This window comes from Herbaspirillum sp. WTB6, assembly GCF_057457785.1.
In genome coordinates, this window is sequence record NZ_CP176522.1 from 2,574,870 (window position 1) to 2,589,719 (window position 14,850).

14 protein-coding genes are annotated in these 14,850 nt (G+C 64.5%); 9 read left to right on the forward strand and 5 right to left on the reverse strand.

Annotation, left to right across the window (positions count from 1 at the left end; genetic code table 11):
* Positions 1-8 precede the first annotated feature (8 nt).
* The 3 genes from pepP to ACK2VC_RS12060 all read right to left on the reverse strand — a co-directional run bounded on the left by pepP (position 9) and on the right by ACK2VC_RS12060 (position 3,222).
* On the reverse strand, positions 9-1,352 hold the full coding sequence (gene pepP, locus ACK2VC_RS12050; RefSeq protein ID WP_486730591.1) for a Xaa-Pro aminopeptidase: 1,344 nt from the start codon (positions 1,350-1,352) through the stop codon (positions 9-11).
* A complete protein-coding gene (gene murU, locus ACK2VC_RS12055; RefSeq protein WP_486730592.1) occupies positions 1,349-2,065 on the reverse strand; it encodes an N-acetylmuramate alpha-1-phosphate uridylyltransferase MurU in 717 nt (238 codons plus the stop codon). The genes pepP and murU overlap by 4 nt, the downstream gene beginning before the upstream one ends.
* Before the next feature lie 86 nt (positions 2,066-2,151).
* Complete coding sequence (locus tag ACK2VC_RS12060; protein WP_486730593.1) at positions 2,152-3,222, reverse strand: aminoglycoside phosphotransferase family protein; 1,071 nt, start codon at positions 3,220-3,222, stop codon at positions 2,152-2,154.
* Between the two features lie 144 nt (positions 3,223-3,366).
* Here ACK2VC_RS12060 and ACK2VC_RS12065 point away from each other — a divergent pair, with 144 nt between their 5' ends.
* From ACK2VC_RS12065 to can, 9 genes are all read left to right on the forward strand, one after another.
* On the forward strand, positions 3,367-5,541 hold the full coding sequence (locus tag ACK2VC_RS12065) for an LPS-assembly protein LptD (RefSeq protein WP_486730594.1): 2,175 nt from the start codon (positions 3,367-3,369) through the stop codon (positions 5,539-5,541).
* A 61-nt stretch (positions 5,542-5,602) separates the two neighbouring features.
* On the forward strand, positions 5,603-7,015 hold the full coding sequence (locus ACK2VC_RS12070; RefSeq protein WP_486730595.1) for a peptidylprolyl isomerase: 1,413 nt from the start codon (positions 5,603-5,605) through the stop codon (positions 7,013-7,015).
* Positions 6,999-8,054: a 4-hydroxythreonine-4-phosphate dehydrogenase PdxA gene (gene pdxA / locus ACK2VC_RS12075; RefSeq protein ID WP_486730596.1), complete on the forward strand. Its 1,056-nt coding sequence runs from the start codon at positions 6,999-7,001 to the stop codon at positions 8,052-8,054. Before ACK2VC_RS12070 ends, pdxA begins: the two co-directional genes overlap by 17 nt.
* A gap of 16 nt (positions 8,055-8,070) precedes the next feature.
* Positions 8,071-8,880, forward strand: a complete 810-nt coding sequence (rsmA, locus tag ACK2VC_RS12080; RefSeq protein WP_486730597.1) for a 16S rRNA (adenine(1518)-N(6)/adenine(1519)-N(6))-dimethyltransferase RsmA — start codon at positions 8,071-8,073, stop codon at positions 8,878-8,880.
* A 51-nt stretch (positions 8,881-8,931) separates the two neighbouring features.
* Positions 8,932-9,132 carry an oxidoreductase-like domain-containing protein gene (locus ACK2VC_RS12085; protein ID WP_486730598.1) on the forward strand — a complete coding sequence of 67 codons (201 nt, stop codon included), beginning with the start codon at positions 8,932-8,934 and terminating at the stop codon, positions 9,130-9,132.
* Positions 9,133-9,257: 125 nt separating this feature from the next.
* Entirely contained in the window at positions 9,258-10,691 is a 1,434-nt protein-coding gene (locus tag ACK2VC_RS12090; protein WP_486733232.1) for a catalase, read from the forward strand.
* Between the two features lie 190 nt (positions 10,692-10,881).
* Positions 10,882-11,514, forward strand: coding sequence for a DUF3047 domain-containing protein (locus ACK2VC_RS12095; RefSeq protein WP_486730599.1), 633 nt, complete (start codon positions 10,882-10,884; stop codon positions 11,512-11,514).
* Positions 11,515-11,526: 12 nt separating this feature from the next.
* Positions 11,527-12,690 (forward strand): FAD-dependent oxidoreductase, encoded by a 1,164-nt coding sequence (locus ACK2VC_RS12100; protein WP_486730600.1) that lies wholly within the window; start codon positions 11,527-11,529, stop codon positions 12,688-12,690.
* A 114-nt stretch (positions 12,691-12,804) separates the two neighbouring features.
* Positions 12,805-13,479, forward strand: a complete 675-nt coding sequence (gene can, locus ACK2VC_RS12105; protein ID WP_486730601.1) for a carbonate dehydratase — start codon at positions 12,805-12,807, stop codon at positions 13,477-13,479.
* On the opposite strand, the gene ACK2VC_RS12110 is transcribed toward can, so the two are convergent.
* Both ACK2VC_RS12110 and ACK2VC_RS12115 read right to left on the reverse strand, forming a co-directional pair.
* Positions 13,476-14,129: an energy-coupling factor ABC transporter ATP-binding protein gene (locus ACK2VC_RS12110; RefSeq protein WP_486730602.1), complete on the reverse strand. Its 654-nt coding sequence runs from the start codon at positions 14,127-14,129 to the stop codon at positions 13,476-13,478. The two genes, can and ACK2VC_RS12110, sit on opposite strands and share 4 nt — an antisense overlap.
* Positions 14,126-14,833: an ABC transporter permease gene (locus ACK2VC_RS12115; RefSeq protein ID WP_486730603.1), complete on the reverse strand. Its 708-nt coding sequence runs from the start codon at positions 14,831-14,833 to the stop codon at positions 14,126-14,128. The genes ACK2VC_RS12110 and ACK2VC_RS12115 overlap by 4 nt, the downstream gene beginning before the upstream one ends.
* Positions 14,834-14,850 lie beyond the last annotated feature (17 nt).

The window sequence follows — 14,850 nt, forward strand, 5'->3', positions numbered from 1 at the left end:
TTTGGCGCTCAGCGCTGCATCAGCGCTTCGATTTCGGCGGCGCCGCTGGGCACACCGGCGGTCAGGATCTGGCAGCCGTCAGGCGTGACCAGCGCGTCGTCCTCGATCCGGATGCCGATGTTCCAGTATTGTTCGGGCACTCCTTCGGCCGGCCGCACATAGATGCCGGGTTCCACCGTCAGCACCATGCCGGGCTGCAGCGCGCGCCACGGGCGATCCTCGCCGCTGCCGCCGGGTTTGCCAGGTTCGCGATAGTCGCCGACGTCGTGCACGTCCATCCCCAGCCAGTGGCCGGTGCGGTGCATGTAGAACTGGCGGTAGGCGCCTTTCTCGATCACATCGTCCAGCGTGCCGACTTTGTTCGCGTCCAGCAAGCCGGTATCCAGCATGCCTTGTGCAAGCACCCGCAGCGCAGCGTCGTGGCCGGCCAGGAAGCTGTAGCCGGGGCGGGTATGGGTGATCGCCGCAGCCTGCGCCGCCAGCACGATTTCATACAGCGTTCTTTGCGGTGTGGAAAAGCGGCCGTTGGCGGGGAAGGTACGCGTGATGTCGGCAGCGTAGCTGTCGAGCTCGCAGGCAGCGTCGATCAGCACCAGGTCGCCGTCCTTCAGTTCGGCGTCGCCGGCGCGGTAGTGCAGCACGCAGGCATTGGCGCCGGTGGCGACGATCGAGCCGTAGGCCGGGGCTTGCGCGCCGCTGTGGCGGAATTCGTGCAGCAATTCCGCTTCCAGTTGGTACTCGCGCAGGCCGGGGCGCGCAACCCGCATCGCGCGACAATGGGCGGCGGCGGAAATCGCGCCGGCGCGCTGCATCAGCGCGATCTCGCCGGCGTCCTTGAACAGCCGCATCTCGTCCAGCAGCAGGTGCACGTCATGCAGCGCCGCTGGCGCCGTGACGCCGGCGCGCCCCTGCAGCCGCACCTGATGCAGCCAGGCTTGCACCTGGGTGTCGAGGCGGGCGTCGCTGCCGAGCGCGTAAAACAGCGCCGGCGCATTGGCCAGCAGTTTCGGCATTTCCACATTCAGCGCCTCGACTGCGAAGGCGGCATCGAAGCCGAACTGCTCGCGCGCCGCCTCCGGCCCGTGCCGGTAGCCATCCCAGATTTCGCGCTCCGGGTTCTTGTCGCGGCAGAACAGGATGCTGCGGCCGGCGCTGCCGGTTGCCACCATCACCAGCACCGCTTCCGGTTCGGTGAAGCCGGACAGGTAGTAGAAGTAGCTGTCGTGCCGATACGGATAATCGGCGTCGCGGTTGCGCATCACTTCCGGCGCGGTCGGGATGATGGCGACGCCGCCGCCCTTGGCCTGCATTTGCGCGATCAGCGCCGCGCGCCGGCTTGCATACGATTTCATCGGAAGTTCCTTGATAAGGGTGCGTTCAGTTGCGCCAGCCGTTCGGCGGTGCCGACGTCGGTCCAGTCGCCGCGCCAGACTTCGCCGCCGACCTGGCCGCGCGCCGCGTATTCGCGCAGCAGCGGCGCCAGCTTGGCGGATTCGCCGGGCGCGACGGCGTCGAACAGTTGCGGCCGGTAGACGCCGATGCCGGAAAAGGTGTAGCGCTGCTCGCCTTCATTTGCCACCGAAAAGCTGTGCAGCGCGAAGTCGCCCTGCGGGTGATGCGGCGGGTTTTTCACCAGGTACAACCAGGCGACGTCGCGCTGATCGAGCGGATACGGATTGCCCCACGGATCGGCATCCTGCAGCACGTCCTTGACCTGCTCGAAGTCGAAATGCGGACAGTAGATGTCGGCCGCCAGCGCCACGAACGGCGCCTCGCCCAGCAGATGGCGCGCGCGGGCGACGCCGCCCGCGGTTTCCAGCGCCGTGCCTTCGGCCGAATAGGCGATGCGGGCGCCGAATTGCGCGCCGTCGCCCAGCGCGTCTTCGATCATCTGCCCCAGATGGGCGTGGTTGATGACGATTTCGGTGATGCCGGCGCGCACCAGGTTGCCGATGTGCCAGACGATCAGCGGCCGCCCGCGCACCGTCAACAGCGGCTTGGGGCAGGTGTCGGTCAGCGGCCGCAGCCGTTCGCCGCGTCCGGCGCCAAAGATCATCGCTTTCATGCTGCGCCAGAATTAACGGGAGTATTTTTTAATTCGTGCGTGTTTGTTGCGATAAATGCCATGTTTTTTGTCATACTCCTTGGGTGCTAAAACGTGTAGCCGACTTGCGGCGTTTTTTCTTCCAGCGTGTCGAGCAGTCGCAGCAGTGGCGTCAGGACGCGGTAGCGCTGCGCGGTCTTGCGTGTGTATTCCATCACCAGCGGCAAATCCTTCAGGTAGGCATCCTTGCCGTCGCGATGGTATAGCCGCGCGAAAATACCGAGCACTTTCAGGTGGCGCTGCAGGCCCATGAATTCGAAATCGCGATAGAACGCATCGATGTCGGGATTGACCGGCAAGCCGGCGCGGCGCGCCCGTTCCCAGTAGCGGATTGCCCAGTCCAGCACCATTTCCTCGTCCCAGCGGATATACGCATCGCGCAACAGCGACACCAGGTCGTAGGTGATCGGCCCGTACACCGCATCCTGAAAATCGAGAATGCCGGGATTGCCCGCCGCCAATACCATCAGGTTGCGCGAGTGGTAGTCGCGATGCACGGTGACCTGCGGCTGCGCCAAGTTGTTGGCCAGCAGTGCGTCGAACACCTGCTGCAGTTGCGTCGCCTGTTTTTCATCCAGCGTCGCGCCCAGGTGGCGGCCGACGTACCACTCCGGAAACAGCGCCAGCTCGCGCTGCAGCAAGGCGCGGTCGTATTCCGGCAGCACCCCGGGTTGGCTGTGCAGTTGCAGTTGCACCAGCGCATCGATTGCGTCCAGGTATAGCCGGTGTGCGCTGTCGGCATTCAACTGGTGCAGGTAAGTGGTGCTGCCAAGGTCGGACAGCAGCAGGAAACCCTGGGCCGCGTCTTGCGCCAGCACCTGCGGCACCGAGACGCCGGCGGCGGCGAACAATTGCGCCACGTGGACGAACGGACGCACGTCTTCCTGCGGCGGTGGCGCGTCCATCGCGATCAGCGTGCCGCCGGCTGCGGTATCGAGGCGGAAATAGCGGCGGAAACTGGCGTCGGCCGAGGCCGGCCGCAACGAGTCGGGCAGGAGTACCGGGAGCTCCGCGCTGGTGTCCAGCGTGACGAGCCATTGCCGGAGTTGCGTCAGGCGCGGGTCGGCGGCGGAAGAGGATGCGGAATGAGCGGAAGAAGAGGAAGCGGCAGAAGACATGGAAGGCCAGGCAATGACAATCACGGTGCGGGGAAGCCGGTAGCGGCGGACAGTTCCCATATAATAAGGGATTCGCCCCGAAAAATCGCCCGCCATGGTTGTCAATCGCCCGTTTACATGACCCGGTTCCGCCCCATTTCCGCCTTGCAGCACCTGCTTTGCGCAAGCGCCGCCGTGGCGGCCGCGGCGGCCGGAGCGTGGCCGGGCACCGCCGCAGCGCAGGGCGCGCGTGGCGACCAGGATGCCCCGACCACGGTGCGCGCCGAGGAACTGACCGGGCGCCCGGATCGCGAAGTCAACGCCCGCCACGACGTGGAAATCGTGCGCGGCGCGACCGTCATCAACGCCGACTCCGGCACTTACCACATCGTCGAAGACGAAGTCGAGGGCAGCGGCGATGTGCGCATGCGGCGCTATGGCGACCGCTATACCGGCGACGAGGTGAAGCTGAACCTGGAGTCGGGCCAGGGCTATGTGCTGCATCCGACCTACCAGTTGCAGAAAAACAATGCGCGCGGGGCCGCCGAGCGCATCGATTTCGAATCGAAAGAGGTAGCCGACATCACGGACGGCACCTACAGCACCTGCGAAGGCCCGGACCCGGACTGGTACCTGAAAACCGACACCATGCGCCTCGACCAGGGGCGCGATCTCGGCACCTCGCGCAAGACGATCGTGTATTTCAAGGGGGTGCCGATCCTGGGCACGCCGGCGATGTCGTTTCCGTTGTCGGATGCGCGCAAGTCGGGCGTGCTGCCGCCCACCTTTGGCACCACCAGCACCGGCGGTTTCGAAGTGATGGTGCCGTACTATTTCAATATCGCGCCGAATCGCGACCTGACGCTGTTTCCGAAGCTCATCGCGCGGCGCGGGCTGCAACTGGGCGCCAATGCGCGCTATCTGGGCAGCGGCTATTCCGGCACCACCACCGCCGAAATGCTGCCCAACGACCGGGTGACGAATACGACGCGCTATTCGATTTCATCCATCCATACCCAGGCCTTTGCCTCCGGAGTGGGTTTGAACTGGAACCTCAACGGCGCCTCCGACGACAATTATCCGAGCGATTTTGCCAGCTCGCTGACCGCCAGCACCCAGCGCCTGCTGCTGCGTGACGTGAATCTGACCTATGGCGGCGCCTTCTGGGCCGCCAGCGCACGGGTGTCGAACTACCAGGTGCTGCAAGACCCGCTGAACCCGATCGGGCGCCCATATGATCGCCTGCCGCAGTTCAATTTGAATGCCGCGCAACTCGATGTGGGTGGATTTGACTGGACCACCAGCACCGAATTCACGCGGTTTTGGCATCCGGACCTGTCGGTGGTCGGGGTGCGCGGCGACCGCGCCTACCTCAATTCCAGCGTTTCGTACCCGATCATTCGTTCCGGTTATTTCATCACGCCCAAGGTATCGTTCGACGCCACCACTTATCGGCTGGAAAATTTGAATGCTGGTGCGCCCACCAGCCTGACCCGGACGCTACCGACTTTCTCGCTGGATAGCGGCCTGGTGTTCGAGCGCGACGCGATGTTTTTTGGCAATTCGATGACGCAAACGCTGGAGCCGCGGCTTTTTTACGTCAAGACGCCATTCCGCGACCAGAGCCGGTTCCCGGTATTCGACACCGGCCTGGCCGATTTGAATTTCGCCCAGATATTTAGTGAAAACCGCTACGCCGGCCATGACCGCATCGGCGACGCCAATCAGTTGACCGCGGCACTGGTGACGCGCTATATCGAGCCGTCCGGCGCTGAACGCATGCGGCTGGCAATCGGCCAGCGCTTTTCCTTTTCCGATCAGCGCGTGACGCTGGGTGGCGAAACCACCGAGAGCCGTTCCGACCTGCTGCTGGCGGCGACCGGCAAGCTGTTGCCGAGCTTGACCGTGGACGGCAACCTGCAGTACAGCCAAACCTTGCGCCAGAGCACGCGCAGCAGCTATGCGCTGCGTTGGGAGCCGGCGCCGAAGAAATTGTTGAACCTGCAATATCGCTTCGACCGCAAAGATCCGACCAATCCGCTGAACGAATTGAAGCAGGTCGATGTATCCGGCCAGTGGCCGATTGCGCAACGGTGGTACGGTGTGGGGCGGATCAATTATTCCCTGCCCGACAGGAGAGTGGCCGAAGGCTTGCTGGGTCTCGAATACAAGGCGGACTGCTGGATTTTCCGGGTCGTCGCGCAGCGGATTCCGACCGCAACCCAGACCGCCACCTCGGCATTTTTTATCCAGCTGGAATTGAATGGTTTGTCCCGAATCGGATCGAATCCGCTGGAAGCCATTCGTGCCAACGTACCTGGTTATCAGATGATCAATTAATAAGCGATTTGCCCACCCCATTCACTTGCCATTTATCCATTCCATGAACGCTCTTCATTTTATGCGCACACTGCACAACCCGATCAAGAGTGCCGGCATGGCGCTCGTGATGTTGATGACGCTGGCTGGCCTGGCGTCCGAAGCCGTTGCCCAATCAAAATTGCCGAACGCCGGCGCGCAAAAGCCGGCGGCGGCACCTGCGGCAACGACCGCCACCGCCGCCGGGCAACCGCAACTGGTGGATGCGATCGTCGCCGTGGTCAACAATGAAGTGATTACTCGGCGCGAATTGGTCAGCCGTTCCGCCCTCATCGAACGACGGCTGGCCGGCCAGGGCGGCACGCCGCCGCCGCGCGCCGAATTGCAGCGCCAGATTCTCGAGCGCATGATCGTCGAGCGCGCGCAGATGCAGCTGGCCGCCGAGCAGGGCATCAAGGTCGACGACATGATGCTGGACCGCGCGCTGGCCCGCATCGCCGAACAAAACAAGTTGTCGCTGCAGGATTTTCGTAATCGGCTGGAGCGCGAAGGCACCCCGTTCGGGCAGTTCCGCGAAGAGGTACGGCGCGAAATCACGATGCAGCGCTTGCGCGAGCGCGAAGTGGACAACAAGATCCAGATTTCCGATAGCGAAATCGACAATTACCTGGCGGCAGAAATGGGCAGCGCCGGCACCCATCAGGAATTGAAACTGGCCCACATCCTGGTGCGCACGCCGGAGAACGCCTCGCCGGAACAGATTGCGCAGCGCCAGCAGCGCGCCGAGGAAGCCTATCGGCAATTGAAATCGGGAGGCGATTTTGCCAAGGTGGCGGCGGTCTTTTCCGATGCCGAGGAGGCGTTGAAGGGCGGCGAACTGGGGTGGCGCGGCGCAGACCGCCTGCCGCAACTGTTCCTGGATGCGATCGCCGACCTGAAGCCGGGCGGCATTTCGGCGATCGTCAAAAGCGCGAACGGCTTTCATATCCTGAAGCTGGTCGATCAACGCAGCGTCAATGCGGCTGCGGCCAATGTGCCATCGGTAACGCAGACGCATGCGCGGCATATCCTGATCAAGGTCAATCAACTGGTGTCGGCAACCGACGCCCAGCGCAAGCTGACCGAACTGAAGCAGCGGCTGGACAATAAGGCGGCCACCTTCGACGAACTGGCCAAGCTGTATTCGAATGATCTCTCCGCCTCCAAGGGCGGCGACCTCGGCTGGCTCTACCCCGGCGATACCGTGCCCGAATTCGAACGCGCGATGAACGCGCTGCAGCCGGGCCAGGTCAGCGATCCGATCGAGTCGCCATTCGGCTATCACCTGATTCAGGTGCTGGAGCGCAAGACCGACGACGTCTCGCGCGAGCGACTGCGGCTGGCGGCACGGCAGGCGATCCGCGAACGCAAGCTGGAAGAGGCGACGGTGGAGTGGCTGCGCGTGCTGCGCGATCGTGCCTACGTCGAATACCGCTTCGATGACGCTGCCAGCTAAGGTGCGGCGGCCGGTGCTGGCCGTCACCTGCGGCGAACCGGCCGGCATCGGCCCCGAAATTGCGCTGAAGGCGGCCTGGCAAGTGCGCGCGCATACCGCGTGCGTGCTGATCGGCGATGCCGCCTTTTTGGCGTTGACTGCGTCCGCGATCGATCCGGCGATTCGGCTGGCGGCGATTTCGGCGGCGGCATGGCGCCATGACGGCTTGCCGGATTTTCCCGTCGACCGCATCGCGGTCATCGATTGCCCGCTGGCAGCGCACGTGGTGCCGGGCCGGCTGGATGCGAAGAACGGCCGCTCCGTGCTGCAGACGCTGGATCTGGCGATTGAAGGCGCGCAGCGCGGTCGCTTTGACGGCATCGTCACCGCGCCGCTGCAGAAAAGCACGATCAATGATGCCGGCATTCCGTTCACCGGCCATACCGAATATCTGGCACAGCAAACCGGCACCGAACAGGTGGTGATGATGCTGGCCGGTGCCGTCGGGCCATCGTCAACCTTGCGGGTGGCGCTGGCCACCACCCATCTGGCGCTGAAGGAGGTGCCGGCGGCGATCACCTTTGATGGTCTGCTGCGTACGCTGCGGATTGTGCACGGCGATTTGCGGCGCAAGTTCGGCCTGGCGCAGCCGCGCATCCTGGTCACCGGCCTGAATCCGCACGCGGGCGAGGGCGGCTATCTGGGGCGGGAGGAAATCGACGTCATTGCGCCGGCGCTGCAGGCGGCGCAGGCGGAGGGCATCGATGCGCGTGGCCCGTACCCGGCCGACACGCTGTTCCAGCCGAAATACCTGGGAGAGGCCGATTGCGTGCTGGCCATGTATCACGACCAGGGCCTGCCGGTCTTGAAGTACGCCACCTTCGGCCACGGCGTCAACATCACGCTCGGCCTGCCGATCATCCGTACTTCGGTCGACCACGGCACCGCGCTCGACCTGGCGGCGGCCGGCGTCGGCGCGGCCGATCATGGCAGCATGCTGGCGGCGATCCAGATGGCGACGCAGATGGCCGCCAGCGCCGGTGCGGCGCAACCCGCTTGATCAAACTCCCGAATCGATGAAACACATTCCGCGCAAACGCTTCGGCCAGAACTTCCTGACCGACCAGGCCGTGCTGCACGCCATCATCCGTGCCATCGATCCGCAGCCCGATGATGTCATGGTCGAGATCGGCCCCGGCCTGGGCGCGATGACGCGCCTGCTGCTGGAGTCGCTGCGGCATCTGCACGTGGTGGAGCTGGACCGCGACCTGGTGGCGCACCTGCGGAAAAGCTTCACTCCTGCGCAGTTGACCATCCATGCCGGCGACGCGCTACAGTTTGATTTCGCCGCGATTCCGGCGCCGCCGGCGCACAAGCTGCGCGTGGTCGGCAACCTGCCATACAACATTTCCAGCCCCTTGCTGTTTCACCTGGCCGGCATCGCGCCGCAAGTCCACGACCAGCATTTCATGCTGCAAAAGGAAGTGGTGGAGCGCATGGTGGCGCAACCCGGCGGCAAGGAGTTCGGCCGGCTGTCGGTGATGCTGCAATGGCGCTACCACATGGAACTGCTGTTCGTGGTGCCGCCGACCGCATTCGAGCCGCCGCCGCGGGTCGAGTCGGCCATCGTGCGCATGATCCCGATCGCGCAGCCGCTGGCCTGCGACCAGGGCCTGCTGGAGCAGGTGGTGCAGAAGGCGTTTGCGCAGCGGCGCAAGGTGATCCGCAACTGCCTGGCCGGCATGCTGGCCGAAAACGATCTGATCGACGCCGGCGTCGATCCGCAGGCGCGGCCGGAAGCGGTGCCGATGGAACAATTCGTGGCGCTGGCGAATCGCCTGGCCGCGCTGCGGCAACCCGCCGAGCCGTCGACAGCCATAAAATAGCAGTGCGTTGGCTGGCGCCGAAGGCCGCCAGCGCCAGCTTCATTTCCAGCCATGGCTACCTCACCCGTCAACGATCCGCGTCCGCTGCCACCGCCTCGCCCGGCCAGCACCGACTGCTGCCGCGGCGGTTGCGACCCTTGCATATTCGAGCTGTACCAGGACGCGCTGGAGCGTTACCGCCAGCAGTTGCGGGCCTGGGAGCAACGCCAGGCCGCAGGCGGGAACAGCGGCTCCGGCGCGCAGCCGAACTAGCCCCGGCCGATGGCCGCGCGTGCCGGTCACGCCGATCTTTATTTGCTAGAGTGGGGGCGCGGCTGCCGGCAAACCGGAGTCGTCGCTGTTCATTGCCCTGGGAGATTTTCCTGAAAGGAAGCATGATGAAAAAACTGACTACTGCGGCCGGTGCGCCCGTCGTCGACAACCAGAACATCCAGACCGCCGGTCCGCGCGGCCCGGCCTTGCTGCAGGACGTATGGCATCTGGAGAAACTGGCGCATTTCGATCGCGAAGTGATTCCCGAGCGGCGCATGCACGCCAAGGGCTCGGGCGCGTTCGGCAGCTTCACCGTGACGCACGACATCACGCGCTACACCAAGGCCAAATTGTTCTCGGCAATCGGCAAGCAGACCGATCTGTTCATGCGCTTTTCCACCGTCGCCGGCGAACGCGGTGCGGCCGATGCCGAACGCGACATCCGCGGCTTTGCGGTCAAGTTCTATACCGAGCAAGGCAACTGGGATCTGGTTGGCAACAATACGCCGGTCTTCTTCTTCCGCGATCCGCTCAAATTTCCGGACCTGAACCATGCGGTCAAGCGCGATCCGAAAACCAATTTGCGCAGCGCCGAAAACAACTGGGACTTCTGGACCCTGCTGCCGGAAGCGCTGCACCAGATCACGATCGTAATGAGCGAGCGCGGCATCCCGCGCTCGTACCGTCACATGCACGGCTTCGGCAGTCACACCTTCAGCTTCATCAATGCACAAAACGAGCGCTTCTGGGTCAAGTTCCACCTGCCGACCCAGCAGGGCATCGAAAACCTGAGCGATGCCGAGGCCGTCGAACTGATCGGGCGCGACCGCGAAAGCGCGCAGCGCGACCTGTTCGAGGCAATCGAGCGCCGGGAATTCCCGCGCTGGAAGCTGTGCGTGCAGATCATGCCCGAAAGGGATGCCGGCAGCTACCGCCTGAATCCGTTCGATCTGACCAAGGTCTGGCCGCACAGGGATTACCCGCTGATCGAGGTCGGCGTGCTGGAGCTGAACCGCAATCCCGAAAATTATTTCGCCGACGTCGAGCAGGCCGCGTTCAGTCCGGCCAACGTGGTGCCCGGCATCAGCTTTTCGCCGGACAGGATGCTGCAGTCGCGCCTGTTTTCCTATGGCGATGCGCAGCGCTACCGGCTTGGCGTCAATCATCATCAGATTCCGGTGAACGCGCCGAAATGCCCGTATCACAGCTTTCATCGGGATGGCGCGATGCGGGTCGACGGCAACTACGGCGCCGCTACCTCGTATGAGCCGAACAGCCGCGGCGAGTGGCAGGAGCAGCCGGACTTTTCCGAGCCGCCGCTGGCGATCGAAGGCGCGGCCGACCACTGGAACCACCGCGTCGATGACGACTACTATTCGCAGCCGGGCGACCTGTTCCGCCTGATGACGCCGCCGCAGCAGCAAGCGCTGTTCGACAACACCGCGCGTGCCATGCGCGGTACCTCACAGCAGGTGCGGCAACGCCATATCGAGAACTGCAGCCGGGCCGACCCGGGCTATGGCGCCGGCGTCGCCAAGGCGCTGCAGCAACTCGCTTAGCCGGTTCTTGATTCGGGGCTTCATCTTGTACCGTACCTGTGCTGTCGCCAGAAGAATCAAGGGAGTATGTTATTTAAAGCGCCATTTAATGTTCGAATATTACCATTGTAATTGGGGGTATATAATTTTTATGCATCCCCCGAGATTGCCGCAAGAAGCCCGAACGGCGAGCCGCAAGGCGATCCGGTTCTTGGCCTTGATCCTGGCCTGCTTGTGGCCGATGGCCGCCGGCGCCGAGCGCCTGGCGGTCGGTAGCTTTGCCGCTCGCGACTTCAGTGGTTGGGAGGAAAAGAGTTTCAAGGGCAAGACTTCGTATCAACTCACGCTCGATGCGCAACTTGGCAAGACCGTGCTTGGCGCCGCCACCCAGGGCGCGGCGTCCGGGCGCATCAAGAAAATCCAGGTCGATCTGCGCAAGACGCCCTACCTCAACTGGTCCTGGAAGATCGACAAGCCGTATGCCGGGCTGGATGAGAGCACCAAGGGCGGCGACGATTTTCCGGTGCGCGTGTATGTGGTGGCGCAGCGCGGCGTATTCGGCCTGGCGACGCGGGCGCTGAATTACGTCTGGGCCAGTAGCAAGCCGCTCGGCCAGATCTGGCCCAATCCGTTCACCGCCAATGCGCGCATGATCGCGCAGGACAGCGGCACTACCGGCGCCGGCCAGTGGGTGACGCACAAGCGCAACGTGCGTGCCGACTGGCAAGCGGCGTTCGGCGACGGCATCGAGCAGATCGACGCCGTAGCGATCATGACCGACGGCGATAACAGCGGCCTTGACGCCCGCGCCTGGTACGGCGACATCTTTTTTTCCGACCAATGAGAATGGCTGCCCGTGAGCTCAACTAAGCGCCTGTTGCTGATCGGCGGCGGCCACTCGCACCTGTTCGTGCTGGAGGCGCTGCGCCGGCGCCGCGCCGAGTGGCGCGGCCGGCTGCAGGTGACTCTGGTTTCGCGCGACTTGCACACACCGTATTCCGGCATGCTGCCCGGGCTGATTGCCGGCCATTACCGGCCGCGCGAATGCCATGTCGATTTGCAGCCGCTGGCGGCCAGCGCCGATGTCGCGCTGGTGCAGGCCGACATCCGGCAGATCGATTTGGCCGCGCGCATCGCCCATGCCGATAGCGGGGCCTGGCCGTTCGACCTGGTCTCGCTCGACATCGGCTCGGCGCCGGCGCTGGCGGCGGTGCCGGGCGCGGCCCGGCATGCCTGCGGCATCAAGCCGATCCCGGCTTTTCTCGAGTACTGGCAGCAATTCCAGGCGCAACTGCAGCGCCAGCAAGGCGAGCCGGTGCGCACCCAGCATCTGGTGGTGGTCGGCGGCGGCGCCGGCGGGGCCGAAGCGGCGCTGGCGCTGGCCGCCCGCCTGGCGCCCTGGCGCGCGCAGGTGAAGTGTTCGCTGGTGACCGCCGGCGAGCTGCTGCCCGGTTATCCGCGCCGCGCGGCACGGCTGCTGGCGCGCCAACTGGCCCAGGCCGGGGTGGCGCTGCGCCTGCATGCCAGGGTGGTAACGGTGGAGGATGGACGGCTCCTGTTCGCCGACGGCAGCGCCGCCGCCTTCGATCGCTTGCTGTGGGCCACCGGCTCGGCGCCGCAAACCTGGCCGGCGGCATCCGGGCTGGCTTGCGATGCGGCCGGCTTTGTCGCCATCAATCGTCACCTGCAGTCGATCAGCCATCCCGACGTATTCGCTGCCGGCGACATCGCCAGTTGCGCGCAAGACCCGCGGTCGAAGGCGGGCGTGTTCGCGGTGCGCCAGGGGCCGTTCCTGGCCGAGAACCTGTTGCGCTGCGCGCTGCAGCCACAGCGCCCATTGCTGTCATACCGGCCGCAGCGCGATTACCTGTCGCTGCTGTCGACCGGCGCGCGCCATGCGGTGGCCTCCTGGTATGGCCTGGTGTGGCAGGGCGACTGGGTCTGGCGCTGGAAGGATCGCATCGACCGTCGCTTCATGCAGCGTTTTTCGGCACCGTTCAAGGCCGACGTGCCGGACTGAGTCCGCCGGGCGAATCTCCTGCCGAGCCGGCTTCCGATAAAATGGACGGCTGAAGCGACTGCATGGCGGCGTCTTCGCGTCTGGTCGAACAGTCGTTTTTTTTCAGGAAATTACATGGCAGAAAAACAGATAAGTGAATCGATGCAGGAACAATTGTTTCGCGCCAACCGTCAATGGGCCGAAGAAATTTCCACCTCCCACCCGGGCTTTTTCGAGAAACTGGCAGCACAGCAGTCGCCCGAATATCTATGGATAGGCTGCTCGGACAGCCGCATTCCACCGAATGAATTGCTGGGGCTGTTGCCCGGCGAAATGTTTGTCCATCGCAACATCGCCAACGTCGTGGTGCATACCGATTTGAATTGCCTGACGGTGTTGCAGTTCGCGGTCGATGTATTGCGCGTCAAGCATGTGATCGTCTGCGGCCATTACGGTTGCGGCGGCGTGCATGCGGTGCTGATGCGGCGCCGCCTCGGCCTGGTCGATAACTGGCTGCATCATGTCGAAGACGTGCAGCACAAGCACGCGCGCTACCTGGGCGAAGTGTTGCCCACCGAAACCCGGCTCGACCGCCTGTGCGAGTTGAATGTGATGGAACAGGTGGCCAACCTGGCGCACACCTCGATCGTGCGCGACGCCTGGGAGCGCGGCCAGGAATTGACGCTGCACAGCTGGGTGTATGGCTTGAAGGATGGGCTGTTGCGCAACCTGGGCGTGACCGTCAGCAAGCCCGAAGACCTGGAAGCCGGGATGGCGAGCAGCCTGGCGCGCTACCAGGAAAGCAGCTAACGCAAGTGCAGGCGGCCGTCGCGCAGCTTCAGGCGCCGCACACCGGGCAGGCCGATCAGGTCGCGGTCGTGGCAGGCAATCACGATGCTGCTGCCTTCGCGGATCAGCGCCGGAATCAGCGCGATCACCTGTTCGCGCGCGGCGCCGTCCAGGTTCGCGGTCGGTTCGTCCAGCAGCAGTAATTTCGGTGCCAGCACCCGCGCGCGCGCCAGCGCGATGCGTTGCTTTTCGCCGCCGGACAGCGTCGCCGGCCGACTGTGGCGCAGATGCGCGATGCCGGCCCATTCCATCGCCGCCTCGACCCGGCGCCCGATTTCGGCCGTAGCGATACCGCGCGCCGCGAGGCCATAGCCGATATTGGCCGGCACGCTGCTGGCAAACATCACCGGATGCTGGTGAACATAGACGATGGTGTCGCGCAGGATGCGCGGATACGGGTGCAGCAAGAGTGGCTGGCCATCAAACTCGAGTTGCGCGCACTGCGCCTGCTCCAGTCCGCACAACACGCGCAACAGCGTGCTCTTGCCGGCGCCGTTGATGCCGGTCAGCACGTAGGCGCTGGCGGCTTCGATTTCCAGCAGGTCGATCTCGAACAGCGGCCGCGCGCCGAATTGCTTTTGCAGTCCGCGCACCGACAGCAGCGCGCTCATGAAACCACTCCCGCGCTGCGCGCGTCGCCTTGCAGCAGCACCAGCACCGCATTGATCACCAGCGCGATCGCGATCAGCACGATGCCCAGTGCAATGCCCTGCGCGAATTCGCCCTTGCTGGTTTCCAGCGCGATGGCGGTCGTGATGGTGCGCGTTTCACCGGCGATATTGCCGCCGATCATGAGCGCCGAGCCGACTTCGGAAATCACCCGGCCAAAGCCGGTGATCAGCGCCGCCATGACGCCGAAACGCACTTCATGCAGCACCGTAAACATCACCCGCAGGCGCGAAGCGCCGAGCGTGATCGCGGTTTCCGCCAGGCGCGGATCGCAGGCCTGCACCGCCGCCAGCGTGAACGCGATCAACACCGGCAGCGCGATCAGGGCCTGGCCGGCGATCAGGCCGGGTTGCGAAAACAGCCATTGCAGCCCGCCCAGCAACCCCTGGCGCGACAGCAGCAGATACAGCAACAGGCCGATCAGCACCGTCGGCAGCGATAGCGCCGCCTGCGCCAGCCAGATCAGGATGCGTCGTCCCGGGAAACGATGGCTGCCGATCGCGTAGCCGATCGCCACCGCCAGCGGCGTGGCCGCCAGCAGGCCGACGACCGAGGTTTTCAGCGACACCCAGATGATCTGCCATAGGACGTGGTCCCCCGAAAACAGCAGGATGAAGGCATCGCGGATGGCTGCGGTCAACTGCATCGGAAAACCGCGAAGGC